Here is a 24,179-nt window from a genome sequence, read left to right on the forward strand (position 1 = left end):
GCGATGCGTTATATGCATGTGTTTCGATGCGTCTATGCATTGGGTGCATCAGTAGAACGCAGCATGCCGGGCCTGTTATGTATGACGGCCGGATGATGGAACGAGCGTGTCCCTGTCCTTCGAGGCAGACGACAGCCTTTGTCCCGATGTAGCAGCAAACCTGGCGCTCAGAAATCGCGTTGATATCCGACGAAGAAGAGACACTGCTCTTCTCATACAATCCCAATTTAAGCCCGCTCGGTCACAAAAGTCATGCCATGTTCATCGCTTTGGATGAGCATGCTGCTTCGTTTGATGTTGGAGCGTTCAGAACATGCTTGCCCCCCAAAGCTGCAAGCATGGCACGTTGAGAAGACGCGCTGAGTCAAGTGGTGATTGTTTTCAGAGGTTACGGTCCATCACGACGCTCCTTTGATTTGTGAGGACAGATCAGAAGGAGCAGTGTGATCGATATTCGCGTTGACTAGGCGCCTGGGCGAACTTCCCAGTAAGTCGAGATGACGTCGTAGAGGTCAGCTGGGATTTCGACGTCGTCATTTTCGAAGTCGTTGAGCCACGAGCGTTTGAAGCGTGAGGCGTCGGAAATGACGCGGATCAGGTCGGCGAGTTTGATCGACGTTTTGGGCTCTGCTGTGGTCGCGAACTCGTCGTCGCCAGTGTATAAACGGAGTCGGTGGTGCATGTGACGGACCTCCCTTTCGCATTTGAGACAGCGCATCCCGCGCCAGGATATTACATCGGCCGACAGGCGGTCCGGTATTGAGGACTTTTCCGAACATGCGGATTAGTCAAAGGATCTGGTCGATCGTCGAGCAGGAATCGCATGAGAATTTTTTTTAGTGTGAACATCGAGGTGACGCGCGAAATGGAAGCTCTCCTGCGTCGTCTGGCGGGGATGGGACGTGGGATCAGGGCGGTTCGTGAGGAGAAGCTGCACCTGACGCTGAAGTTTCTCGGCGAGGTGAAAGCGGATTTTGTGCCGCTGCTTGAGGGGATTCTGGATGAGGTTGTCTCACGTCATCCGAATTTTGATCTAGTCCTGGAGGGGATGGGAGTCTTTCCCAACGAGAGGCAGCCGCGGATTGTCTGGGTGGGGGTGAAGGAGAACGATGCCTTGAACGCCCTCGTGGACGATCTGCAGACGGCTTGCCAGGGGCCGGGGTTTGAGCGGGATCAGTATGGGTTCAATCCTCACATCACGGTTGCGCGGTGTCAGGCGCATCATGGTCGGGAGATGAAGACGCTGATTGAGGAGTACGAATCGACGGTCTTTGCGACTCAGCGGGTGTCGACGGTGCAGTTGACGCAGTCAATGCTGGAAGAACAGCCAGTGCGGTATCGGATGATGCGCGAGGGGGCGTTGCGCGAGAGAGGTGAGGGGAGAGAGTAGAAAGGAGACTGGGACGCGGAGGAGACCAGAAGATTCACACGCTTTTCTTTGTGAAACTTCGTGTTCTTAGTGTCCTCGTGGTGAGCGCCTTCACTCAGCGTTCCTGTTGATAGATCGCGACCAGCAGGTCTTCGACGGTTTTGAATTTCGAGCCAGTGCCAACCGCGGAGTCGATTTTCTGACGGGCTTCGGTGGGGGTGTGGCCCAGGGAGATAAGGGCGTCGAAGGTTTCGTTGACGAGGTCGCGTTTGACGGGGCCGGACGTTGGAGAGTCTTTGGCGACGAGAAGGGCGAACTTGGTCATTTTACGTCGGAGTTTCGCGACGATGCGTTCGGAGGCGGCTGGGCCGATGCCGGGGAGTGTGCTGAGTTCTTTGACGTTCTGTTCTTCGATCGCGATCGCGACGTCGCGCACGGGGCGGACGAGGGCTTTGAGGGCGGTCTTCACGCCGACGCCGTCGACGCTGCAGAGAGTGTCGAAGAACTCACGTTCGAGTGGCGAGAGAAAGCCGATGAGCTTGGGAACCAGGCGTCCCTTTTGCGGGTTGCCGTCGATGTAATGCATCAGGTGAAGCGTGATCTCTTTGCCGATGAGGTCCTGGAGATGTCGCTGGGCGAATTGTGGGATGGAGATGGAATAGTCGAAATGGCCTGCTTCGACGATGGCTTCGAGGTCTTCCAGGGCGATGAGTTTGCCACGAATTCGGTGATACATTGCGCGGGTGTTTTCGGAGAGAGGGGGGAGATGGGATAGGGAGGTTTAGCAGGTTGTGAGCGGTGGGGGAAGGGGATTGTGTGAGATGTGAAGTGTGAGATGTGAGATGTGAGATGTGAGATGTGAGATGTGAGATGTGAGATGTGAGATGTGAGATGTGAGATGTGAGATGTGGAGAGTGGAGAGTGGAGAGTGGAGAGTGGAGAGTGTGGCGTACTCGAAGTCGTCATTCATGTTGAGAGCACAGGGGACAGGGGGTTTACACCCCCCGCTCGCCTTAAGAGCGTCAGACTTTTAAGGCGTGGTCATGGATGAGTTTTAGGAATTCGTTGAACTGGACGGGTTTGGTGACGTGGGCGAGGAAGCCGGCTTCGATCGAGCGTTCGACTTCGTCCTGCATGCCGAAGCCGGTGAGGGCGATGGCGCGGACGTCGCCCTGGGATCGGATCTGGGCGAGGAGGTCGTAGCCTGAGCCGTCGGGGAGGCCGAGGTCGCTGATGAGGAGATCGAAGGTGCCCGCTTCCCATGCCTCGATGCCCGTTTTGACGGTCGCTGCGGTCTGGACGGTGTGCCCGGCGGACTGCAGCAGGCGGACCATCAGTTTGGCGGAGACTTCGTGATCTTCGACCAGGAGAATGCTGAGAGGTCCGGAGGCAGGCTCGTCGTTGGTCGACGCGGAGGTTTGGTGCGTGGGAGGAAGGGGTGTCTTGTCGAGAACGGGAGTTGCTGTGAGCGGTAAGACAAGCCGGAAGGTCGCGCCCGTACCTAAGCCCTGACTCGTGACGGTGAGCGTGCCCTCGTGCATTTCTGCGAGCGTGCGACTGATCGCCAGACCCAGACCCAGGCCTCCGAATTGTCGGGTGACTTGAGTGCCGCCTTGTTCAAAGGCGTTGAAGATCGAATCAATCTTGGTCGAATCGATGCCGATGCCGTTGTCGCTGACTTCGATCTGGATGCTGTTCTCGTCGGGGTTTTCGGAGTGGATCGTGATCACGCCATCGTTCGAAGTGAACTTGATGGCGTTGCTCAGGAGGTTCCAGAGGATCTGCTGAATGCGGGCTGCATCGCCAGTTGAGGTGACGTGTTTTGCGTTGAGTTTCTGGACGAGATGGACCTTCTTGGCGCGGGCATCGAGATCGACAATCTGGAGGGCGTGGCCAATTTCTTCGTGAAGGTTCAACGGGGTCAGACGCAATTGGACCTTGCCTTTGGCGATGCGATTGACGTCGAGAAGATCGTCGATCAAGCGGCATTCGAGATCGATATTGCGACGGATGATCTCAACGCCTTCGCTCATGGACTCTGGCACATTCGCATCGAGTTCCCATTCGCTGAGAACCAGGCGGACCGGCGAGAGGGGGGTGCGAAGTTCGTGACTGAGAACCGCCAGGAACTGGTCTTTGGCGGCGTTGGCGGCTTCTGCGAGGGACTTGGCTTCTGCCATTTGTTCGGTCGCGAGCCATTCGGGAGTGACGTCTCGCGTGACGCAGAGGACGTGCTCGACTTGGCCATCGACGTTGCGTTCGGGAACGCAGTGCGAATGGAAGCGATGCGGTTCGCCTTTGATATCGAGAGCGAAGTCTGTGACGCGCGGTTCGAGGGTGGTAAAGACCTCGTTGAGCATGGCGTCCCATTGATCGCAGAGTTCAACGGGCATTCCGAGATCCCGGTTGGTCTTGCCGAGGTATTGACTGGCTGGCATGCCAGAGACGGCTTCGATGGTCTTATTGACGAAGACGTGTCGGAGACGTCGGTCGAAGCGGGCGATGATGTTGGGGGAGTTGTCCGAGAGGGTACGGAACTCGACTTCGCGTTGACGCAAGGCCGCCTGGGCGCGTCGTTGCTCGGTGACATCGGTGACGGTGCCAACCATCGAGGCGGGTTTGCCTTGTGCGTCGCGTCGCAGGACGGCGAGGTTGGTGACTTGTCGAACTTGCTGATCTGGCCGGATGATGCGGTATTCGACGGCGAAGTTATCATGTCCCATTCGGGCGGCATGGAGGGCCTGGAGGACGGCGTCGAGGTCATCGGGGTGGATGAGTTTGGTGAAGGAATCGAGCGTGCCGCCGAAGGTTAAGGGGGCATGGCCGAAGATGGCGTATGTTTCTTCGGACCAGAGGATGGCTCCTGTCTGGAAATTCCATTCCCAGACGCCTGTCTGACCGGCACGGAGGGCGAGCTTGAGGCGTTCTTCGCGTTCGAGAATCGTATCGCGCTGACGGGCGATTTCCTGGCGCTGGCGGAAGAGTTCGACGAAGACTTCTGTCTTGGAATAAAGGATGTGCGCGTCGAACGGTTTGAACATGAAGTCAACGGCGCCGGTTTCGTAACCGCGAAACTGGCGGTACTCATCGTGCGCGCCGGCGGTCAGGAAGATGATCGGGACACGACGGGTACGTTCCGTGCCACGCATGTATTCAGCGAGTTCAAAGCCGTCCATTTCGGGCATCTGGACGTCGATGATGGCGAGGGCGACTTCGTGTTGCAGCAGCAGTTCGAGAGCTTGCGCTCCCGAGCGGGCCTTGAGGAGTTGCAGACCGTCACGACGCAGCACCGCCTCGAGAGCAAGCAGGTTCTCGTCGAGGTCGTCGACCATCAGGAGTTTGACGTTTTCGGTAACAGACATTACTTCGTGCTGGACCTCATGAGCGAGGCAATCTGCTGGAGAGTCAAAGGGAGGGCATCGGGGCAGGCAGTCAGGGCTGCTTGTGGCATCGTGGAAATTTCGGCCTGGTCGGGTTGCTGAACAATGGTGAAGCCGCCCAGGTCATGCACAGCGCGGAGGCCTTTGGCTCCATCGCTGTTGGCCCCTGTCAGGATAATTCCCAGAAGGGAAGAACCATAGACATCAGCAGCGGATTCGAACAAAACATCGATCGATGGTCGAGAATAAAGGACTGGATCGTCAACGGATAGCGAGAAATACCCTCCCTCTTCGACAAGCAAATGATAATCCGGTGGGGCGAAGTAGATGGTGGCAGGTTCGATCTGAAGCTTGTCTTCGACTTCGCGAACAGTGGCGGTGCATTTACGAGCGAACAGCTGCGTGAGGGCACTGTCTCTGTCTGGAGGAATATGGACGACAATCAAGATGGAAAGAGACGACTTCGACGGGACGCTGGGAAGGATCACCGACAGGGCTTCAATGGCTCCTGCGGATGCACCAATGACGACTGCTTTGATGCTACGGCTTTCAATTGCGTCCTGGATTCGCTCGAAGGGGGCGGCTGTCATGGACCGTTCCCCCGTTTCTGGTAAATGCGCGCTTCTGAGCAGAACTCGTTGAATTCATCAGCATGTGCGGAAAAACGAAGGCTCTCTTTCGATCCAAGTCCCAGAAACGCCCGACGGGACAAGGCGTCTTTGAAGAGGCCGATGGCGCGGTCTTGAAGGGGGCGATCGAAGTAGATCAGAACATTGCGACAGGAGATGAGTTGCATTTCTGCGAAGACGGAATCGGTGACGAGGCTGTGATCGGAAAAGACGGTGCGTTTGCGCAAGGTGCGATCAAAGAGGGCACCATCGTAGGCGGCTGTGTAGTAGCTGCTGAGGGAGTCTTTGCCGCCTGCTTTCAGGTAATTTTGAGAGAAGAGAGCAATGCGGTCGAGAGGATAGATGCCGGCCTGGGCACGACGCAAGGCATCGGTGCTGATGTCGGTGGCGTAAAACATCGTCCGTGACTCGAGGCCTTCTTCCCGGAAGAGGATCGACAGGGAATACAGCTCTTCTCCGTCGGCACATCCGGCGACCCAGACTTTGAGGGAAGGATACGTGCGGAGTTCCGGAATGATTTTCTCTCGGATTTCGCGGTAATACAGTGGATCGCGAAACATTTCGCTGACTTGGATCGTCAGGTAGGTCAAGAACTCGGCGAAGACGGTGGGCTCGTGGAGGATGCGATCCTGCAGCATGGAGATGCTGTGGCACTCAAAACGGGTCCGCGCGAGTTCGATCCGACGCTTCATCGAGGCTGTTGCATAGCCTCGAAAGTCGTAATCGTATTTCTGGTGGATGGCGTCCAGCAGAAGTCTCAGCTCGATGTCTTCAGTCTTGTTCGTCATAGGAGGATCCTTATCTTAACGACGGATCCAGACCCTAATCAATGACATCAACTTCTCCACATCCAGCGGTTTGGCCATATAATCATTGGCTCCCGCGTCCAGGCATTGTTGCTGGTCGGATTTCATGGCTTTGGCGGTCAGGGCGATGATCGGCAGTTTCTCCCATTCCCGGCGTTTGCGAATTTCTCGGGTGGCAGTTAAGCCATCCATCTCGGGCATCATCAGGTCCATCAGGACCAGGTCAGCAGCGGTGTTGGGATCACTTTGCGAGCGTTCCAGCCAGTCGAGGGCTTCACGGCCGTTGCGGGCGATCGAGACGCTCAGGCCGCGTGGTTCCAAGGCACTGGTCAAGGCGAAGACATTCCGCACATCGTCCTCGACGATCAGGATGCGACGTCCATCCAGCCCGGCTTCCCGGCTTTGCGATTTCTTGAGCATCTCCTGCTGCTCGCTCGGCAGGTCCGAGACGACCTGGTGCAGGAACAGGGTCACTTCATCGAGCAGGCGTTCCGGTGAACGGGCCCCTTTGATGATGATCGATTTCGAGTAACGACGCAGTTGCTGTTCTTCTTCGGTGCTCAGATCGCGGCCGGTGTAGACGATGACGGGCGGGAAGGAATATCGGTCTTCCTGGCTGAGGGTTTCCAGCAGCGAGAAGCCCGAGGCATCCGGCAGGCTGAGGTCGAGGACCATGCAGTCGAAGGTCGCGTGTTTGAGTTTCTCCAGGCAGTCGGAGGCGCTCTGGGCACCGACGGTTTCGATGTCGGAGGTTCCCAGCAGTTGACGCAGGCTGTCGAGCTGGACGTCGTCATCTTCCACGATGAGGATGCGGCGCATCGTCTGCGTCAAGCGTTCCTGCAGGTTCTCGAAGGCATTGACGAGTTCTTCGCGCTTGACCGGCTTGAGCATGTAGCCGATGGCCCCCAGCGACATCGCGGTCTCGGAGTAATCGCTGGCCGAGACGATGTGGACGGGGATGTGACGCGTGCGCACGTCGCGCTTCAGGCGATCGAGCACCGAGAGGCCCGATTGATCCGGCAGGCCGACATCGAGGACGATCGCATTGGGCGTGAACTGAGCGGCGAGAGCCAAGCCTTCTTCTGCGGTGTTGGAGAGGAGGCATTGGAAGTCGAGTTCGTGCGCGAGGTCCAGCAGGATGCCCGAGAAGGGTTCATCATCTTCGACGACGAGGATGGTCGTCTTCTGGCTGTTGAGTTTTTCGCGGTCATCCTTGAGCGAGGAGAAGCCGCCAAATTTACGCAGCGACACACTCGGCGTGGGCGTCTCCGAAGCGGGGACCTGACTGAGCGGATCAGGCATGACGGGACGACGCTTGGGCGTGATCGCGGGGGTGTCGTCGTAAACGGGACGCTGCGGGACAGCGTTGGCATCGAAGCGTTCCGGCACGGTGAGGGTGAACGTACTCCCTTTGCCGAGCTGACTCTTCAGGCGAATCTCGCCTCCCAGAAGTCGCGCCAGTTCACGCGAGATCGACAGGCCCAGGCCGGTCCCGCCGTACTTGCGATTCGTCGTTCCATCGGCTTGTCGGAAGGCTTCAAAGATGACTTCGTGCTGATCCTGATCGATGCCGATGCCCGTATCGGTGACGACGAAGGCGATACTGCCATCCGGCAGACGCTGCACTTCCAGTGAGACCGAACCGGACTCGGTGAACTTCATGGCATTGGCCAGCAGATTCTTGAGGATCTGATCGAGTCGCTGCGGGTCAGTGTAGATCGAGATCGGCGCTGACGACGACACGTGCGTGCGGAAGTCGAGCGACTTGTTGCTGGCGATCGGCTCGAAGGTCCCCTTGAGACTTCGCAGCATCGATTCGATGAGGACATCCGACGGACGCATTTCCAGACGACCCGATTCGATCTTGGAGAGGTCGAGGATGTCGTTGATGAGCATGAGCAGATCGTTGCCAGCCCCATGAATGGTCTGCGCGAACTTGACCTGCTCTTCGGTTAGATTGCCAGCCCGATTGTCCGCCAGCAACTTGGCGAGAATGAGCGAAGAATTCAGCGGCGTCCGCAGTTCATGCGACATGTTCGCCAGGAACTCGGACTTGTACTGACTGCTGCGTTCCAGATCCCGCTTTTGATGCTCGAGCTGACCTTTGGCGCGCGTCAGATCCGACTTCTGAGCTTCGAGAAGCGACGTCTGCTCCTCCAGCTGCGAATTGGTCTGCTCCAGCTCCGCCTGCTGCAGTTCGAGACGCGACTGCGTCTCCTTGAGCGCCCGACTCTGCTCTTCGAGTTCTTCGTTGGAGACGCGGAGTTCTTCGGACTGGGCCTGGAGTTCCTCGGACTGGCGTTGGGTTTCTTCGAGGAGTTCCTGTTGTCGCATCAGGTAGCGCGACGACTTGACCGCCACGCCGATCTGGTACGCCGACAGGTTGATGAACTCCTGATCGGAATCATGCGGTTTTCGATTGAAGGCGAGTTCGAAGACCGAGATGACCATGCCATCGACGGTCACGGGCGTGACGACGAGGTGAGTCGGAACGGATTGACCCAAAGAGGAGCCGAAGAACATGTAACCCGTGGGAACATTGTCGACAACATGAGTTCGCTGATCACGAGCGGCTTGTCCGATCAGGCCTTCCCCGGCTCGAATCTGCCTCGGTGTCTCGACACCTGGCGGGAGCGCATAGGTCGCCATGCGACGGTATTCTGCTCCGTCGAGAACATAAAATGTTCCTGCTTGGGCATCGATGTATTCGCCGAGAAAGTTCAGGATGTTTTCGCCCAGGTGCTCCAGTCGCTGTTCACCCGACATCTTCGCGCCGAGTTTCGCCAGACCGGTTTGCAGCCAGTTGTATTGCGCCTGCACCAGCTTGTTTTTCACGGAGTGATAAGAAATGGCGGCGACCATCCAGATCACGATGGCCCCGATCACGCGGTTGGTCGCTGCAATCCCGGGATCGATTTTGGGAGGGCTGGCGAAGTAGCCAATGATGAGCAAAACCGTCGTCGCGGCTGCGATACGGAAGACGGTCGTCGGCTGCCAGAGAAACAGTGTCAACGCAACAGGGAGAAGATAGATCAGCCAGTCTGAGAAACCCAATGGTGAGACCAGATCCCCGACAAAAACGAGGACCATGGAGAGGAAGATGGCAACATAGAGAATCGGAGATGTCTTTTGCTCGAAGCGAGTCATCGAAGCCCAGTATTTACGAATCTGTCACGGAAGTCTCAACCGGTTCACACAATAAACCCTGCGTGGTGAGCAACACGATCGATCGATTTGTTGTCCGATCAATAGATAGCGGCCGAATCATACCGGTGGACTGCGCGCGAGTTCAAGTCAATTCACGAACCACTTCACCTTATCAGGAGAAGTGCGCAGGGTGAAGCAAGATAAGGAGATCAGTCAGAAAACCCGAGACAGATTGCAGAGGGAAACGTCTTAGTTCGAGGCAGTGCGGAAGCGGCTCCATTCGAGGTTGAGTTTACGCATTCTGGCACGCAGGGTATGGGGATTGATGCCGAGGATGGCGGCGGCCCCTTTGCGGCCTTCAATGCGGCCTTCGGTGATCTGGAGGACTTTTTCGATGTGGGCTTTCATGGCGTCATCGAGAGTCAGGATGTGTCCGGGATCGACGGAGATGACGTCACGGGAATTGTTCAATGGGCGTAAATCGTAACCGGTTGTGAAAACAGGTTTGGTCGCCGTGCGGACGGGCTGGTTGATCCCGAGGGACTTCCCGATTTCAAGAGAACGTCCTTCTCCGAGAATCGCGGCGCGATCGATGACAGCGCCCAGTTCGCGGATATTGCCCGGCCAGGTGTAGGACTGGAGTTGGAGAATGTCGGAATCGGCAGGTTTCACGGGGGCAAGACCGAAGCGAACAGAGGCCCGGGATGCGAAATGCTCTGCAAGTGCAGGAATATCGCCCAGGCGTTCGCGCAGCGGCGGGATCAGGATCGGGAAGACCGCTAAGCGGTACCAGAGGTCTTCGCGGAACTGGTGGTCGGCGACCATCGTCGAGAGGTCACGGTGGGTGGCGGCGATGATGCGGACATTGACGTGAATCGGGTTGGCACCTCCGACCCTCTCGACGAAGCCGTCCTGGAGAACACGGAGGAAGCGGACCTGAGCTTCGAGGGGGAGTTCGCCGATTTCGTCGAGGAACAGCGTTCCGCCGTCAGCGCGTTCAAACCAACCTTGACGTGTTTGATCGGCACCGGTGAAGCTGCCTTTTTCGTGACCGAAGAGCTGGGAGTCGATCAGTTCGCGAGGGATTGCACCGCAGTTGACGCGGATAAACGGGCCATCGTGACGGTCGCTGCGATTGTGTACGGCACGGGCGATGACTTCCTTGCCGGTCCCGGTTTCTCCGAGGAGCAGGACGGGAACATCGGAGATGGCAACCAGGGAGACGCGTTCCATGACCGGGCGTAAGCCCTGGTGTTCGCCGACGATGCCATCGGAGATTTCGGTGCGGCCCAGGCGACGGAGCAAAGCGCCTTTATCAGCTTCCGCTGCTTGACGTAGGGCGGCGATTTCCTCGACACGAGTGTCATTGGCGAGGGCGGTGGCGAAGGGTTCGATCAGCTTTTCGGAGAGGGATTCCTCAGAGTCGCTGAAAGAGAGGCCATGGGAGGCAACGAGCAGGAGAACGCCGAGAGGCTGATTGTCTGTCAGCAGCGGAATCGCCAGGACGTCGGATTTGATGTGTTCGGGGAGGATCAGCCCGAGATGGCCGGTGAGGCGTTTACCTCGACGGAGAACTCGGCTATTCGCGATCCAGCGGGCGAGTTGTTCGGTCTCGTCAATCGACAGCGATTGACGATCTTCGGTGGCGGTATCGGTCGATGTGTTTGACGACATCGCGACGGTCAGGACCGTACGATGACTCCGATCAAATCGACGGATCAGCAGGGAGCCGAGGGGGAACAGCCGCGAGAGGATCGGGCGAACGGTTCGCGCGAAGTCGCCGATTTCGATGTGCTTGCAGGCTTCCTGCCAGATGTCTAAGAGGAGACGTTGAGATTCCATAGTTCTTGCTAATCCTTGGCAAGGACGCGATCCTGGTTCCGTGAACGGGCACAGGGATTCTATTATATTTGACGGACGAAGGCATCATATTTCACGGAATATGACGCCAGTTCCTGCCGATTAACACGGCGTTTCCATCAAATGCAACTGGCATTCCTTGGCCGGGGGCGAGTCTGAGATTGTGCGTCAGTTGGCAGCGGCCATGGAAAGCGTCTGACGGGAGTTGCGAAGATCAACAGCCAGCTGACAGGGCAGCGTGGGTGATCAATAAAGCGTGGGATTCTTTCACCGACCCGGAAAAAGCGGGCAGCCTGCGGCGTGTCTTCTTGTGAGACGACGCCGAGGCCATTTTGCCCAGTTTTACTCAATTAGCTCTTGTTGTCTGCGGTGTCTGATTTGGGTTTTTCAGACTTCTTTTCAACTTCCGCTTTCAAGGCGACAGGTTTGCCTTCTTCATCTGCCGTGACGATGAACTGATCGCCGACGGCTGGGGTGAATTCGACTTTCTGTTCTTTGGCTGGCTGATTTTCGGCGACTGCGTCTTCCTGTGGAAGTTTGATTTCCAGCTGTGGCTGACGGCAGCGTCTGTGAGTGCGGACCATGTTCGGTTGCAGTTCGTACTTATCGCCAGCGACGGCGTACGAGATGGTTTCTTCCGAAGTGTTGGTCACTTTGAACATGATGATGCGGGAGTGTGGGCGACCGAACATCTGGACGGCGTAATAACGACCGCCGTTTTGTGCGATGCCGACGCCGGTCTGAGTGACCGAGGAGTTCATCATGTTGGCATAGTGTCCCGACGAATTGCGCCAGGTGCGGTAGAAGTAATTGGCGAGGGCGTCGCCTGAGTAGCCGGTGCCGGTGTAGGCGATGTTTTCCATGACGGCGCAATTGTCGTACTTGCGGTTGACGGCGCGACGTGTGGGGGTGCGGCCATCAGCGTAGTGGCTGAAGCTGCCCGTGCGTGCCATGTAGTTGGCGAGATCCTGGGCGGCGGAGGTCAGTTCGTCGCTGGTTTCGACGGGGCGACGGCCGGAAGCCATGCGCATCTGGTTGGTCTGTTCGGTGATTTTCTTTTCGACATCGGCCAGGTCCATCTTGGCGCGGACGGTTTTGGTGATGGTCTTGGTGACTGTAGTCGTTGTCTTGGGGGTGTCTGACGAAGTCGTGGATGTGACCGGGGTGTTCTGAGCGAACGCGGAAGGAAGCGAGCAGGTCACAGACAATGCACATGTTGCTGACAGTGCAATCGCGAGGCGGGTAGGTCGTAGCATGACATCTTTCACAATCGGGGAACATCGTGTTTCGTTCTCATCCAGAGAACACGTCTAGGAAGTCTAGGCAAACTTTCCTGACGGGTCTGCCGCGGAATGCCACATATTTGCCCCCTGCAGAAAGCCGAAGATTTGGTGGTCTCGTGGAGGTTGACGAGGGGGATTTTTGTGGTAGGTCTCGGTGTCTGCACATTTGTGCGTATTGGGAATTCATCCGGACGGGATGGGCGTTGATCGCCTTAGAAGACCCAACTTTTTCAGCCTGCGAAGCTGAGTTCGCTCGACCGCGTTTTCCATAGCCAAAGCACAGATATGCGTGACTCAAGCAGTGTCACGTGAAGCACAATAAGGAAAGAAGTGCGAGCGGAGGGAGTCGAACCCACACACCTTGCGGTACCGGAACCTAAATCCGGCGCGTCTGCCAGTTCCGCCACGCTCGCAATTCGGGCATCACTATCGAGTGATTAAGGTATCGTAACCGAGGGGCGTTCTCAAGGGTGTCAACCTGTGGAGATTTGAAACCGGGGAGAGTTCACCACCAAGGCACGAAGTACACAAAGTCTCACAAAGAAGAATTCCGTGCAACTCCCTTTAGATATCAATTTGACCCTCTCCCCTTTTGTCAGGTTCGGAGTGGAGCATGGCGTGTCGGGGATGTGTGTTGCCAGAACCTTCCCCCAGTCGCTATAACTGGCCAAACGGTCGGGAGTTCGATCAGGGAACGATCACTGACGTCCCGTACCTGAAAACGTGGCTTTGACAGGCGGATGCCTGCCTCACGTGGGATATGAATGAACCAGCGACGCATACGAGTGGCCTTATTGGGAGCAACCGGCTCGATCGGTCGCAGCACGCTCGATGTGATCAAGGCCCACTCGGATCGCTTTGAACTGGTGGGAATTACGGCGAATTCCAGCTCGTCTCAGTTAGCGGAAATCGCGACGCAATTTGGTGTGCGGACTGCGATTCTGACCGCTTCCAATGGGCGGGAGCTTGTCGATCGAAGCCGATTCCCGAAGAATTGCGAGATTCAATTCGGCCAGGACGCGGTCGAAGAACTCGCAGCAACTGACGATGTCGATATCGTCGTCTCGGCGATTGTCGGGGCTGCTGGGCTGCGCGGATCACTGGCAGCCGTGAGTGCTGGGAAACGCCTGGCGATCGCCAACAAGGAAACGATGGTCATTGCGGGGGCAACGGTCCAAAAGCTGGCTCGCCAGACGGGGGCGGAATTGCTCCCGGTTGACAGCGAACACAGCGCGATCTATCAGGCGATCAAGTCGGGGCGGGAAAAAGAAGTCTGTCGGGTGATTCTCACGGCCAGTGGCGGGCCATTTCGGGATTTTCCCAAGGAACAGATGGACCAGATTACGCCTGCGATGGCGTTAAAACATCCGACCTGGAAAATGGGCCCTAAGATTACGGTCGACTCGGCGACTATGATGAACAAGGCGCTCGAGATCATTGAGGCACGCTGGTTGTTTGACCTGAAAGCCGGGCAAATCGAGGCTGTGATCCATCCGCAGTCGATCATCCACTCGCTGGTTGAATTCTGCGATGGCTCTGTGATTGCGCAGTTATCGCCGCCGGATATGAAGCTGCCAATTCAGTATGCGTTGAGTTATCCGGAACGATTGGACGGAACGAGCCCACGTCTGGACCTGACGACGCGTATGTCTTTAGAGTTGATCCCTCCCGATATCGAGAAATTTCCAGCGATCCCGCTGGGACTCGAGGTTGCGGAGCGTGGCGGGTCGAGCGGCGTGGTCGTCAATGCGGCAAATGAAGTCGCGGTCGATGCGTTTTTGAATGGTAAACTGTCATTTTCCCAGATCGTCCCGGCTTGTCGGGCGATGCTGGATCATCATGAATTCATTTCTGAACCGACATATGAAGAAATCACGTCCCTGGATAACTGGGCACGTGAGGAGACGATCAAGTGGATGCATTTGTGTTGCTAGCGGTGACGCTGGCTAATGTGCAATCGATTGTGACTGCGGCCATCGGGCTGGGGCTGGTGATCTTTTTTCACGAGCTCGGTCACTTTGCTGTTGCGAAATGGTGTAACGTACAAGTCGAACGCTTCAGTATTGGCTTCGGGCCGATTCTGCTGCAGAAGAAGTATGGAGAAACGGAATATGCCCTGTCGCTGATTCCGTTTGGCGGATACGTCAAGATGCTGGGGCAGGATGATGCTGACCCAAGCCAGATGACGGATACTGACCTGGAAGCGAATCCTCGGTCGTATACTTCCAAGACAGTGCCTCAGCGGATGGCGATTATCTCGGCTGGCGTGATTATGAACGTCATTACGGGGTTGTTGTTTTTCATGTTTGCGTTCCGCTCAGGGGTCCATGTGCCTCCGCCGATCATTGGCGATGCTGCGATTGGTCAACCTGCGTGGCAGGCTGGTCTGAAGACGGGCGATACGATTGAGAAGATCAATGGTCGCGAGATCAGCACGTTCATGGACATCGTTCGTGCCAGCGCCCTGTCTGGCGGGGAGCCGTTGAAGCTGGAAGGCAAGACAGCGGAAGGAACTCCGTTTGATAAGACGGTAACGCCGCGACTTGGAGAGTCTCAAACGCGAATGCAGATCGGTGCAGAACCATCGGTCAGTATCACACTGCCCAAGCCAGCGGATAAGGACTCCCATCCTGTCGCACCGGGGACGCCTGCTGCGGAAGCCATTCCGACCTTTGATGGGGGTGACCGCATCGTTGGTATCGATGATCAGCAAATTGAGAACTACGCTCAACTGCGAGAGTATCTGGCAGAACACCGTCGGGATGCTGTGACGTTCAAGGTCCACCGCGATGGGGCCGCCAAGGGCGAAGTTGTTGATATCAAAGTTGCTCCTCGACCCTTTCACACGCTGGGCTTTGCTCCGCTGATGGGAAAAATTGAATCGATTCAGGATGGATCGCCTGCGCAAAAGTCGAATCTCCTGGTTGGTGATACGATCATCCGGATCAATGGTCAGTCTGTGGGAACGGAACTGAACCCTCTTCATCTGCCGGGTTGGTTTGCCGATCATCAGGGCGAAACCGTCGAGCTTTCGATTCAGAGAGAAGAGCCAGGCAAGGCTGCCAAGGAAATGACAATCAGTATCACTCCGATCAAACGGGGCGGGTGGCTGGAAGCTCCACGCGATAAGAATGTGCCTCTGTCGATTCCAGCGATTGGAATCGCCTACCACATGATGTCGACCGTCAGCAAGGTTGACGAAGATGGTCCTGCCGCTGAGAAGCTGAAAGCGGGAGACCGAATCACCAAGATCGAGCTGATCTCGACGGACTTCCAGAAGAGTTCAAAAAACTCGAAGGAACCGAAGGATCGTGAATCTTTCGCGGTCAAGGAAGGGGAGCGAAATCTGGGCGTTGCGTTCTGGATTCTCCAGCAGCTCACGAAACCCAAAGTCAATTTGACGGTTACGACTGCAGAAGGACAGGAGAAGACAGTCGAAATCGAACCAATTGCTGATAAGGAGTGGTTCCAACCCAATCGCGGGATTCAGCTGCAGAATCTCTCCATCGAGCAGAAGGGTCAGAACCTGTCGGAAGCCTGGACGATGGCTGTGAGCCACACTCGAAACTCGGCTGCCGAGATTTACATGACACTGAGCAGCTTGATCAGTCAGAAGCTTTCAATCAAAGAACTGCATGGTCCATTCGGAATTGCCAAGGTTGCGTATGTGGTCGCCGAGCAGGGCTTTGCGGATTTCCTGATGTTCCTGGGATTCCTGAGTATTAACCTCGCAGTCCTGAACTTCCTGCCAATTCCGGTTCTGGATGGTGGACACATGGTTTTCCTGATCTGGGAAGGCGTGACCGGCAGAAAACCAAGTGAGAAAGTTCAGGCAGCGGCGATTTACATTGGAATGGCGTTTGTGTTGTCGCTGATGATGCTGGTCATTTACCTCGATATTTTCCATCACAAACTGTTTTCGGGTGGTAACTAGTCCTACGCTTTACCTAGTTTCCCCAGTCTGAACGAGCCCTGCCTGTGGTCTTCCCGAGTGGAAGCGCAGGCAGGGCTTTTTTCATGTCGATATTTAACAAGAAGGAAAAAATCTCCCTCGATTTAACATATAAACGATCTAAGATGCGTTAGATAGCCGATCACATTACTATCACCTCCTGCTCTTCACATCTTCGGAGCGCTCACTGTGATCACCATACGAAATCGTTCCAACGACAAATCGGGTTTTACTCTGATTGAAATGCTCGTGGTGATTGCGATCATCGCGAGTCTGCTCACCATTTTGTTTCCTGCTGTTCAGCATGCCCGCGAGGCGGCAAGGAGGTCGAGCTGCAAGAATCATCTGAAGCAGCTTGGTCTGGCTTTGCACAATTACCACGATACACACAGCGCTTTCCCGATGGGAATCTCGCATCACAAAGCGGGCTGCGGCGAGGATCCTGGAACAGGGTTCTATATCAGTCACTGGAATGAGCGGTATGCATCGTGGACTTGGCAGGCAATGATTCTGCCGTATCTCGAGGGGGGAAGTCTTTACGATGATATCGGTGTGGGCGAGGAGGAAGCTTACGTTTCGCTGCGGAATTATCAAAATCGTCCGCTGCTTCAACAGCCGATGGCGTTATTAAACTGTCCCAGCGACGATGGTCCGAATCAAAACAATTACTCTCTTCGGATGGCGCGTGCGAATAATGGATCGATTTATCCGGTCGCCAAGTCTAACTATGTTGCTGTCCATCATCATGGGCTTGCCACGTGTAATAATACCAGCGGAAGAATCACCAGCTCAAACTTCTTAAATCTTGCAGGGAATGAGCCTTATAGCGGAATGTTCTCTCACAATGTATCGACTCGAATGCACGACGCGACTGATGGATTGAGTAATACTCTGTTAGTTGGTGAGCGTGCATGGCAACTGACCATTCCGGGGGCCATCAATGTCCCGCGTGCTGCCAATCAGTTTATCTCTTCAGGACTTCAGTCTGGGTACTCCAATGGTGGGATGAGTTCTGTTTTCGGGACCAGCGTGATTGGAATTAATCAATCAGGTGCCACAGAAACTCTCATGCGAAACACGCGACAAGGCTTCAGTTCCAGGCATTCAGGCGGTGGCCATTTCTGTCTGGCAGACGGATCAGTGAGATTTGTGATGCAGTCGATTCAACTCAATTCGAGCTCATCGGTGGACAGTCTCTTCGAGAGTCTGGTTTCACGAAACGATGGGCGCGTCATTGGTGATTTCTAGTCTCTGTCGCGGGGATGTCTGGTTGCGTCGGTCACTGCATTATTTCGTTCAGGTCTGCTTGGATAAGTAGGTCTCCCATGTCGAACCCAATTCATTCTTGCTGTTGCTCGTTAACAATTATGCTCCTGGTCGCTGGATGCGGGAGCCAAGGTCCGGAGGTTGTAGACGTCAAGGGACGTATTACGGTGAATGGGAGTCCTGTCGAAGGATTGCAGGTTTATTTCCGACCGCCGGATGGGCCTCAGTCGATCGGGGTGACCGATGCCGACGGGATGTATGAACTTCTGCTGCCGGGCGAGATTTCCGGAGTTCCGCCAGGGGCATGTGCGGTCGCGATTGTGGGACGTGATCCGAAGCTCTCTGCTGAAGGATTGGACGAACTGAATGCTGCAGCGAAGGAATCAGAGTCGACGGCAGCCATTTCTCTGGCCAAACTGCCTGTTATCCCCTCGAAGTACAACGACCGCACGGAGCTAGTGGCCAATGTCTCCAAGACAAGCAGTGAATTCAACTTTGATCTTGTGGTGACGAAACGAGGCAAGCGTTGATACTTGTAGAGGTGGCTACGAGAGAAGTAGTTTCTCTGCTTCAAAGATGGGGCCTTCGATGCAGCTGCGTTTGTAGTCCCAGCCGTCTTCGGAGTCATCTTTGACTTTGACGACGCAGCTGAAGCAGGCACCGATGCCGCAGGCCATGGGGGTTTCCAGAGACAGCCAGCAGGGGACATTGTGAGATGCTGCGATTTGGGCGACTCGTTTCATCATGAGTTCCGGACCGCAGCAGTAAACTGCATCGACTTCGCCTTTGGCGAGCAGGTCATCGAGGGGTTCGGTGATGAAGCCTTTGTGGCCAGCGGAGCCGTCGTCAGTGGCGACGGTAATGGTTGCATTGGGGAGTGACTCCAGTTCGTGGAGTTTGGCGAGGTGAGACTTGCTGCGGGCTCCGTAAAGCATGCTGACGCGGCGCACAGGCTGGAATGCCTGTGCCACCTGGGAAATTGTGGTTGACTGGCCGTAGGTTTTGACGCCGAGGGCTTCGAGTGTCATGGCGATCATGGGGGTGTAACCGATGCCGCCGGCGACGCAGGCGAGATGTTTGCCGGTGAATTGCGGGAAGCCGTTGCCGAGAGGGCCCCAGAGGTCAACGACCTGGCCGGGGATGAGTTCCGTCAAGAGGCCTGTTTGCTTGCCGATGACGTGGTAGCCGATGTCGAAGCCGACGGTGTTGCCTTGGGCGTCTGCGTATGTGTCGTAGAGAGCATAGGGGCGGCCGAGGAGGGGATCGGTGCGTCCGGGAAGTCGGAGCATCAGGAATTGGCCAGGCTGGAAGCGGGTTGCCAGTTCCGGGCAGGCCAGTCTCAGTCGATACGTGTGAGCGGCGATTTCGACATTGGAGACGACAATTGCGCGGGCTTCAACGGGGGTGGCGACCTGACGGGGAGTGGTGAGCATGTTCGAGAAGGCTTTAACTGGGGAGAAGGGGTGGAGATCCGACCGTTAGTTTATCGGGTTTGGGGGTGGGGGGAAACTGTGGGTGGGATATCGTATTCGAGATGAGAGATTAGTGAAAATCGCAGAAATCCCTCATCCGACCTCGAAGACTCGGCCACCTTCTCCCCGGGGGAGAAGGATCAAATGAAAAAGAGCGAAGAGATGACTTGCATCTCTTCGCTCTTTTTGAATTCAAGACTTCCGGGCTGCGGGTTAGGCGGCGGCGGAGTCGGGTTGGCTGCCGCCGGTGGTCAGTTCGCCGCGGACCATGTTGCCCGTGATGACGTACTGTCGTCCTTCGTTGCCTTCTGGGAGGTCGTACATCATGTCGAACATGACGTTTTCCATGACGCTTCGCAGGCTGCGGGCACCGGTCTTGTTCTGGATGGCTTTGCGGGCGATTTCACGCAAAGCTTCATCGGTGAACTCGAGGGTGCAGTTTTCCATTTCGAAGAATTTCTGGAACTGACGGACCAGAGAGTTCTTGGGCTCGATCAGGATCTTCATCAGGTCGGCTTCGCTCATCGGAGACAGCGTGCTGAAGACAGGCAGTCGCCCGAGGAGTTCAGGAATGATACCGAACTGGAGAATATCGTCGGTCGTGACGTTCTTGAGCAGTTCGTTGCGAGACCGCTCTTTGGCTTCGTCAGACTGGACTGGCGAGCCGAAGCCAATCATCTTGCGGCCCATACGCTTGGCGACGATCTCTTCGAGACCGACGAAGGTACCGCCGACGATGAAGAGGATGTTCGACGTATCCAGTTGGATGTACTGCTGCTCGGGGTGCTTGCGTCCGCCTTGTGGGGGAACGTTGGCAACAGTGCCTTCGAGCATTTTCAGCAGTGACTGCTGGACGCCTTCGCCGGAGACATCGCGAGTGATCGAGACGTTCTGGCTGGTCTTGCCAATCTTGTCGATCTCATCGATGAAGATGATCCCGCGTTGAGCAGCTTCGACGTCGAAGTCAGCAGCGTGGAGCAGCTTGAGGAGGAGGTTTTCGACGTCTTCACCGACGTAACCGGCTTCGGTCAAAGTCGTCGCATCGCCGATGGCGAAGGGGACCTGAAGGAAGCGGGCCAGCGTGCGGGCCATCAGGGTTTTACCGCAACCGGTTGGACCGATCAGCAGGATGTTTGATTTATCGACTTCGACGTCTGAATCACCAGCCCCTGAGACCATCAGGCGCTTGTAGTGATTGTGGACGGCGATCGCCAACGTCTTCTTGGTGTGCTCCTGGCCGATGACATATTTGTCAAGCTGAGCGACGATCTCACGAGGAGTCGGCGTATCGGCAAAAAGTCCTTTGGACGTGCCGCGACGCTTTTTCTCCTGGTCGAGAATCGACTGACATAGCTCGATGCACTGGCCACAGATGTAGACATCTTCTGGTCCTTCGACCAGCGGTCCGACATCTCGGTAGCTTTTACGGCAAAACGAACAGGTGGCGTGTTTTTTCGTTCCGGTGGGAGTCTTTTTTCCGGACATGAAATCCTTACCCGGGGTAGGGGTGGTCATCTGATTTCCTTCGTTGCGGTCGATCGGCGAATAAACTTAGTCAACGATCGCGCTGATTTGTCGCTGGCTAAAGAAATAGAGCACCTCCTTTTGCCCCGTCGTGACAACGTCAAGTCATTTTGTGTTGGATTCGCGTCATCATTGTTCGCGAATGCCACACAAGACTCCGTGATCCTCGCCTCATGCGAATTTCTCGTGAAGCGTCCACACATGGATCACAACGCGAATTATCGTCCAAAACGGAATGAGTCTTGGCTGATTTCAGGTTGCGAGGGTTCACTTTTCCAGCAGGAAAATAGGAAACCGATCGCAACGATCGCGCAGGCCCTGGTGGCCGACAGACTTACAAACTGGCCCGGCAAAACCGGTTTTAATTAAAGGGCGTCTTTGCCACTCGACTGATTGAGCGTCCGATCCTTCAGACGTTCAGAGACATTGCGTTTGATCTTGCGATATTCCTGTTCGGAGAGACTTCCTTCCTTGCGAAGATTACCGGCCTGATCGAGCAGACGGCGGTCTTCTGTGGAAAGGTCATCGTTTTCTGTGAAGTAATTTCTCAGTACCGTAATGATCCAGATTCCCAGTCCAATACAGAGGACTAGCAGTCCGACCTGCCACCAGGATGCATTCAGGATTTTCCAGAGTGTTGCATCGTTCATGGCTGAGTCGTGAAGGGAAATAAGGTTCAGAAATGGGTATCAGAACGTGGGTCGCAGATCACAGCAATGCATTATCGCAGTTTGAGGAATTCGGGACAAGGTGAGAAGCCTGACGTCGGAATGTGGTTTTCAACGGTTTGTGACGTGGGTGTCGTTACGTTCGAAAGTGTCTGTGCAAATTGCCTACATTCCCGGACCCGGAGAGTCTTGGTAGTCTGCCGGATGCGAACGGAGGATGGGGTTTCTGGGGTCGAGAAGCCAAACAGGGCATTCGCTGCTCATGGCTGAGTGATAGACTTGTGAGTCGACCACATCGCGGGCTGGGGAGATTCTTCAGTCAGCGGTCGGCGGCATTGGTTCCTTCGATCTGGTTCAAATAGCTTTTTGCGACGAGCCTGCTGACGTCAAGGATGACGGCCCTCCTGATTTTCACCATTGATCCCGCCCATGTGAAAGCACAGCCAGGACCTATGACTCGTCAACGCTTTTCTATTGTGTCTGAAATGCCGCGTGTGTTTGGTATGCCTCGACTTCGTTGCATTTTCTTATTGATTACGTTCGCAATCAGCGGACAGGTTCTACTCGCGCAATCTGCAGACAGTGCAGGAACGCAGGTTTCTCAGTCAGCGACCGCTGCGACGAATGCTGCCAATCCTGTTGAAATCGAAGCGCAGGCGAAGAGTACTGCGATCGCGCTCAATTACTGCAGGGCTGCCTTTCACCGGATTCGGAAGTACCCGACTCTCGAAGTGATGAACGAAGAACAGGATCAGATTCTCAACAATCTGAACATGCAGGGGATCGCAGACAGCGAAGTCATTCGGCTGTATTCCGAAGTGCTCGATGAGATCGCACGCAAGCCGATTCGTGAACGCGAGAGTGATCTATATACGCGCAAATACAAAGGAGCGATCATGCGTGGAGCAGCGATCGATTCTTTGTCCTTCATGCTGGAAGTTGCCTCGGCTCAGTATCTTTCTGCTGTTCGGACGGGCGCGAACGGGTTCTGGGATTATCGAAACCAGACGCTGACGCGCGAGCAGGAAATGATTCGTCTTGATAAAGAGTATGTGACGTCGGTTGTGCAGAAGTCTTCGCTGTTTCTGGACACGTTATGGAAGCTGAGTCAGAAGAGGAAGATTCCAGATCATTATCTGGTACGCGGGACGGATCTGGACAAACTGGAAGAAGCATCGAAGATCACCGATCTGAACGCACGCCTGCGGGTCCTCAACCGCATGGAAAATTACATGACCTGCTATCCGCCGTATTGGTACTACGTCGGACGGACGCAGCAGGCGCTTGGGAAATTCAACGAGGCGGCTACCACCTATGCCCGACTTGAAGGTATGGGCAAGGGGTATTTTCGACGCGATGAAATGCTCGCGGCTGGTGTTTCGAATTTGGCGCTGATTCAGCATCATCAGGGAAACGGCGAAGCGGTGGCGACGGCGCGACGGGCTCTGAGCTACACATCGGACGTGTGGCAGGCGAATCTGCTGGCTGCGAAGGTGCTGATGGACCGAGGCGATGCGATCGCAGCGGAAGACGCGCTGTTCCGGAACCTCGATGTCGATCTTGAAGGTGAGCAGTCATTGGCGTCGCTAGTGGTCCTGTATGACGTTTCGCAGCAGAAAGAGAAACTGATGCTGAAACTTGCTGAGCAGAGAACGCTGGACGTGGTCCCAGCCCCGATTCTGTTGCGGGCTGCGTCTCACTTGACGGTTCAGCAGCAGCCCATTGCTTATCAGAACTGGCTGGCGAGTTCGTTGCGATTGACGCCTCAGAAGTCATTTGGCGGGACCGAACTGATCCTGCAGGCGAGCGGGAACTGGTATCTCGATAAGTCGACCATCAGTCTGAAATCGGGTGGGCGGACGCTGACCGGCCAGTTGGTGAGTAACAATAAGGGCGGGATGGCGATCCGATTCAATCCTCAACAGGACTGGATATCGAGTTATCAGACGCCGACGCTGGAGATGGCTGAAATTCAGCTGCAGTATGCGTCATTCGAGCCGTTGAAGCTGGCGATGAAGGATGCACCGGGGTCTTCGACAATGGTGGCGAATGGGAATGCTGCGGGTTACCAGATCGCGACGACGAGTTTTGAAGGGAAGAACGACATGGGGCCGTCGATTGCTGCTTCCGCTGCGAGTTCGTCAGCGACGAATGCGACGCCGGGGGTAGAGAAATCGAAGCTTGGACCGCTCCCTTATGCTGTGATTTTCGATGTGCGGGCTGTGTCGGTGAAGACTAAGGAGGAGAACGAGATTCAGGATATTCCTGTGACTGTGGATCCGTTGAAGTAGAGAATATTTAATTCAACCAATTCTCAAACCGCAACCCGGGAATCTGCTCGAAATGCTGTTCATTGGCTGTCAGTAACAGGCAGCCACGAGTAACTGCGATAGATGCAATTTTTAAATCCATTGACGCGAGGCGAATTTTTGATTTTCTGTACTTGTCGAATTGATCTGCGGCTCCGGTATCGAACGACAATATTGTCCAGTCATTGAAGACTGAAAAAGATTAGCGAGTCGTGCGTATGCTGGTACTTGATCATGAATATCGTGTATGCGGTGAATTCGAGCGAGCCACCCTCGCATTTGTTCTTCAAGGGTGATTACTGTCGTCGCGAAATCTTGATCCGGCGAGGATTCGATTCTTTCAATCAGCCGTCGATTGCTTTGGCTTTGCGAATACTTCAGGGCCGAAAAATGGTCTGTATCAAGAATGATCATGCTTGGCCTGTTCGCGATCCAATTCCCGAATTCGCTGTCCTTCCAAGTCAATCTCTTTCATGAGTTGATCTTGTTCAAAGATACCTAACGTGCGACGCCA

The 24,179-nt window shown here is 55.5% G+C and carries 18 protein-coding genes and 1 tRNA gene; 6 read left to right on the plus strand and 13 right to left on the minus strand.

Annotated features, from left to right (window positions below; translation table 11 throughout):
* Positions 1 to 463 precede the first annotated feature (463 nt).
* Positions 464 to 682 (minus strand): hypothetical protein, encoded by a 219-nt coding sequence (locus tag SH248x_RS04375; RefSeq protein WP_459557300.1) that lies wholly within the window; start codon positions 680 to 682, stop codon positions 464 to 466.
* Positions 683 to 823: 141 nt separating this feature from the next.
* On the opposite strand from SH248x_RS04375, the gene thpR reads away from it, so the two are divergent.
* The gene (gene thpR / locus SH248x_RS04380; RefSeq protein WP_459557301.1) at positions 824 to 1,390 is read left to right on the plus strand and encodes a 2'-5' RNA ligase family protein; all 567 of its coding nucleotides are present in this window, start codon (positions 824 to 826) and stop codon (positions 1,388 to 1,390) included.
* A 94-nt stretch (positions 1,391 to 1,484) separates the two neighbouring features.
* Here thpR and ruvA read toward each other — a convergent pair whose 3' ends face one another.
* The 8 genes from ruvA to SH248x_RS04420 form a co-directional block, all read right to left on the minus strand.
* Positions 1,485 to 2,105 (minus strand): Holliday junction branch migration protein RuvA, encoded by a 621-nt coding sequence (gene ruvA / locus SH248x_RS04385; protein WP_459557302.1) that lies wholly within the window; start codon positions 2,103 to 2,105, stop codon positions 1,485 to 1,487.
* 286 nt (positions 2,106 to 2,391) lie between these two features.
* On the minus strand, positions 2,392 to 4,731 hold the full coding sequence (locus tag SH248x_RS04390) for a response regulator (protein WP_459557303.1): 2,340 nt from the start codon (positions 4,729 to 4,731) through the stop codon (positions 2,392 to 2,394).
* The gene (locus tag SH248x_RS04395; protein WP_459557304.1) at positions 4,731 to 5,339 is read right to left on the minus strand and encodes a chemotaxis protein CheB; all 609 of its coding nucleotides are present in this window, start codon (positions 5,337 to 5,339) and stop codon (positions 4,731 to 4,733) included. Before SH248x_RS04395 ends, SH248x_RS04390 begins: the two co-directional genes overlap by 1 nt.
* Positions 5,336 to 6,166 carry a CheR family methyltransferase gene (locus tag SH248x_RS04400; RefSeq protein WP_459557305.1) on the minus strand — a complete coding sequence of 277 codons (831 nt, stop codon included), beginning with the start codon at positions 6,164 to 6,166 and terminating at the stop codon, positions 5,336 to 5,338. The genes SH248x_RS04395 and SH248x_RS04400 overlap by 4 nt, the downstream gene beginning before the upstream one ends.
* A gap of 15 nt (positions 6,167 to 6,181) precedes the next feature.
* The gene (locus SH248x_RS04405) at positions 6,182 to 9,331 is read right to left on the minus strand and encodes a response regulator (protein ID WP_459557306.1); all 3,150 of its coding nucleotides are present in this window, start codon (positions 9,329 to 9,331) and stop codon (positions 6,182 to 6,184) included.
* A gap of 249 nt (positions 9,332 to 9,580) precedes the next feature.
* Entirely contained in the window at positions 9,581 to 11,173 is a 1,593-nt protein-coding gene (locus tag SH248x_RS04410) for a sigma-54 interaction domain-containing protein (RefSeq protein WP_459557307.1), read from the minus strand.
* 368 nt (positions 11,174 to 11,541) lie between these two features.
* The gene (locus tag SH248x_RS04415; protein WP_459557308.1) at positions 11,542 to 12,447 is read right to left on the minus strand and encodes a CAP domain-containing protein; all 906 of its coding nucleotides are present in this window, start codon (positions 12,445 to 12,447) and stop codon (positions 11,542 to 11,544) included.
* Positions 12,448 to 12,805: 358 nt separating this feature from the next.
* Positions 12,806 to 12,887, minus strand: a tRNA-Leu gene (locus tag SH248x_RS04420).
* A gap of 351 nt (positions 12,888 to 13,238) precedes the next feature.
* On the opposite strand from SH248x_RS04420, the gene dxr reads away from it, so the two are divergent.
* From dxr to SH248x_RS04440, 4 genes are all read left to right on the plus strand, one after another.
* Positions 13,239 to 14,408, plus strand: coding sequence for a 1-deoxy-D-xylulose-5-phosphate reductoisomerase (gene dxr, locus SH248x_RS04425; protein WP_459557309.1), 1,170 nt, complete (start codon positions 13,239 to 13,241; stop codon positions 14,406 to 14,408).
* A complete protein-coding gene (gene rseP / locus SH248x_RS04430) occupies positions 14,387 to 16,408 on the plus strand; it encodes an RIP metalloprotease RseP (protein ID WP_459557310.1) in 2,022 nt (673 codons plus the stop codon). The genes dxr and rseP overlap by 22 nt, the downstream gene beginning before the upstream one ends.
* A 261-nt stretch (positions 16,409 to 16,669) precedes the next feature.
* Positions 16,670 to 17,674 carry a DUF1559 domain-containing protein gene (locus SH248x_RS04435; RefSeq protein ID WP_459558579.1) on the plus strand — a complete coding sequence of 335 codons (1,005 nt, stop codon included), beginning with the start codon at positions 16,670 to 16,672 and terminating at the stop codon, positions 17,672 to 17,674.
* 185 nt (positions 17,675 to 17,859) lie between these two features.
* Positions 17,860 to 18,222, plus strand: coding sequence for a hypothetical protein (locus SH248x_RS04440; protein ID WP_459557311.1), 363 nt, complete (start codon positions 17,860 to 17,862; stop codon positions 18,220 to 18,222).
* Positions 18,223 to 18,237: 15 nt separating this feature from the next.
* Here SH248x_RS04440 and SH248x_RS04445 read toward each other — a convergent pair whose 3' ends face one another.
* From SH248x_RS04445 to SH248x_RS04455, 3 genes are all read right to left on the minus strand, one after another.
* Positions 18,238 to 19,125 carry a dihydroorotate dehydrogenase electron transfer subunit gene (locus SH248x_RS04445; RefSeq protein ID WP_459557312.1) on the minus strand — a complete coding sequence of 296 codons (888 nt, stop codon included), beginning with the start codon at positions 19,123 to 19,125 and terminating at the stop codon, positions 18,238 to 18,240.
* A 252-nt stretch (positions 19,126 to 19,377) separates the two neighbouring features.
* A complete protein-coding gene (clpX, locus tag SH248x_RS04450) occupies positions 19,378 to 20,679 on the minus strand; it encodes an ATP-dependent Clp protease ATP-binding subunit ClpX (protein ID WP_459557313.1) in 1,302 nt (433 codons plus the stop codon).
* Positions 20,680 to 21,053: 374 nt separating this feature from the next.
* Entirely contained in the window at positions 21,054 to 21,338 is a 285-nt protein-coding gene (locus SH248x_RS04455) for a hypothetical protein (protein ID WP_459557314.1), read from the minus strand.
* A gap of 410 nt (positions 21,339 to 21,748) precedes the next feature.
* On the opposite strand from SH248x_RS04455, the gene SH248x_RS04460 reads away from it, so the two are divergent.
* Entirely contained in the window at positions 21,749 to 23,647 is a 1,899-nt protein-coding gene (locus SH248x_RS04460) for a hypothetical protein (RefSeq protein ID WP_459557315.1), read from the plus strand.
* Positions 23,648 to 23,758: 111 nt separating this feature from the next.
* Here the strand turns inward: SH248x_RS04460 and SH248x_RS04465 are convergent, their stop codons facing one another.
* Complete coding sequence (locus SH248x_RS04465; RefSeq protein ID WP_459557316.1) at positions 23,759 to 24,079, minus strand: PIN domain-containing protein; 321 nt, start codon at positions 24,077 to 24,079, stop codon at positions 23,759 to 23,761.
* Positions 24,080 to 24,179 lie beyond the last annotated feature (100 nt).

This window comes from Lacunimicrobium album, from assembly GCF_052161635.1.
GTDB lineage: Bacteria > Planctomycetota > Planctomycetia > Planctomycetales > Planctomycetaceae > SXPC01.